Genomic DNA, 2500 nt, shown 5'->3' with positions numbered 1-2500 from the left:
GGCAATAGGGAATAAAGTGGAAGAACCTGGAAAGGTTTGCCGAAGTGGGTGATAGCCCCGTACACGTAGAACACCTGTTGTCCTTGAGTAGGGCGGGACACGTGAAATCCTGTCTGAACATGGGTCGACCACGATCCAAGCCTAAGTACTCGTGCATGACCGATAGCGAACCAGTACCGTGAGGGAAAGGTGAAAAGCACCCCGACGAGGGGAGTGAAACAGTACCTGAAACCGGATGCCTACAAACAGTTGGAGCCCAAGGTTCGTCCTGGGTGACAGCGTACCTTTTGTATAATGGGTCAGCGACTTAGTGTATCGAGCAAGCTTAAGCCGGTAGGTGTAGGCGCAGCGAAAGCGAGTCTGAACAGGGCGTTCAGTTCGATGCATTAGACCCGAAACCAAGTGATCTAGCCATGAGCAGGTTGAAGGTACGGTAACACGTACTGGAGGACCGAACCCATATCTGTTGCAATAGATCGGGATGACTTGTGGCTAGGGGTGAAAGGCCAATCAAACTTGGAGATAGCTGGTTCTCCGCGAAATCTATTTAGGTAGAGCGTCCAGCGAATACCCCCGGGGGTAGAGCACTGAATGGGCTATGGGGACTCACCGTCTTACTGATCCTAATCAAACTCCGAATACCGGGGAGTACTACTGGGCAGACACACGGCGGGTGCTAACGTCCGTCGTGGAGAGGGCAACAACCCTGACCACCATCTAAGGTCCCTAAGTTATGGCTAAGTGGGAAAGGATGTGAGGATCCCAAAACAACCAGGATGTTGGCTTAGAAGCAGCCATCATTTAAAGAAAGCGTAACAGCTCACTGGTCTAAATAAGGGTCTTTGCGCCGAAAATGTACCGGGGCTAAAGCCATACACCGAAGCTGTGGATGCACATTTGTGCGTGGTAGCGGAGCGTTCCGTAAGCCTGTGAAGGGACAGTCGTGAGACATCCTGGAGGTATCGGAAGTGAGAATGCTGACATGAGTAACGATAAAGGGAGTGAGAGACTCCCTCGCCGAAAGTCCAAGGGTTCCTGCTTAAAGTTAATCTGAGCAGGGTTAGCCGGCCCCTAAGGCGAGGCCGAAAGGCGTAGTCGATGGGAACCACGTTAATATTCGTGGGCCTGCAGGTAGTGACGGATCGCGTGTGTTGTAAGGTCTTATTGGATTGATCTTGCAGCGAAGCGGTTCCAGGAAATAGCTCCTGCATATAGACCGTACCCTAAACCGACACTGGTGGACTGGTAGAGAATACCAAGGCGCTTGAGAGAACTGCGTTGAAGGAACTCGGCAAAATGCACGCGTAACTTCGGAAGAAGCGTGACCTCCATTTAGGCAACTAGGTGGGGGTGGCACAGACCAGGGGGTAGCGACTGTTTACCAAAAACACAGGGCTCTGCGAAGTCGCAAGACGACGTATAGGGTCTGACGCCTGCCCGGTGCTGGAAGGTTAAGAGGAGATGTGCAAGCATTGAATTGAAGCCCCAGTAAACGGCGGCCGTAACTATAACGGTCCTAAGGTAGCGAAATTCCTTGTCGGGTAAGTTCCGACCTGCACGAATGGCGTAACGACTTCCCCGCTGTCTCCAACGCAGACTCAGTGAAATTGAATTCCCCGTGAAGATGCGGGGTTCCTGCGGTTAGACGGAAAGACCCCGTGCACCTTTACTATAGCTTTACACTGGCATTCGTGTCGGCATGTGTAGGATAGGTGGTAGACTTTGAAGCAGTGGCGCCAGCCATTGTGGAGTCATCCTTGAAATACCACCCTTGCCTATATGGATGTCTAACTGCGGCCCGTTATCCGGGTCCAGGACCGTGTATGGTGGGTAGTTTGACTGGGGCGGTCGCCTCCTAAAGAGTAACGGAGGCGCGCGATGGTAGGCTCAGAACGGTCGGAAATCGTTCGTCGAGTGCAATGGCATAAGCCTGCCTGACTGCAAGACTGACAAGTCGAGCAGAGACGAAAGTCGGTCATAGTGATCCGGTGGTCCCGCGTGGAAGGGCCATCGCTCAACGGATAAAAGGTACGCCGGGGATAACAGGCTGATGACCCCCAAGAGTCCATATCGACGGGGTTGTTTGGCACCTCGATGTCGACTCATCGCATCCTGGGGCTGGAGCAGGTCCCAAGGGTATGGCTGTTCGCCATTTAAAGCGGTACGTGAGTTGGGTTCAGAACGTCGTGAGACAGTTCGGTCCCTATCTGCCGTGGGTGTAGGAATATTGATAGGATCTGTCCCTAGTACGAGAGGACCGGGATGGACGTATCTCTGGTGGACCTGTTGTCGTGCCAACGGCATAGCAGGGTAGCTATATACGGACGGGATAACCGCTGAAGGCATCTAAGCGGGAAACCCACCTAAAAACGAGTATTCCCTATCAGAGCCGTGGAAGACTACCACGTTGATAGGCCGGGTGTGGAAGTGCGGCAACGCATGTAGCTTACCGGTACTAATAGCTCGATCGACTTGATCACTCCCATTTACAATATCCATC

Annotated in this window: 1 rRNA gene (cut by a window edge); it reads left to right on the top strand. The window is 52.9% G+C overall.

The features are described 5' to 3' along the window. Positions 1-2480, top strand: a 23S ribosomal RNA gene (locus tag CES86_RS08405); it begins 424 nt to the left of the window's first position. Positions 2481-2500: the final 20 nt, after the last annotated feature.

It is taken from the genome of Brucella lupini, from assembly GCF_002252535.1.
GTDB lineage: Bacteria > Pseudomonadota > Alphaproteobacteria > Rhizobiales > Rhizobiaceae > Brucella > Brucella anthropi.
Note: the sequence above shows the minus strand (reverse complement) of the source record. Positions and strands in the feature narration are given on the sequence as shown.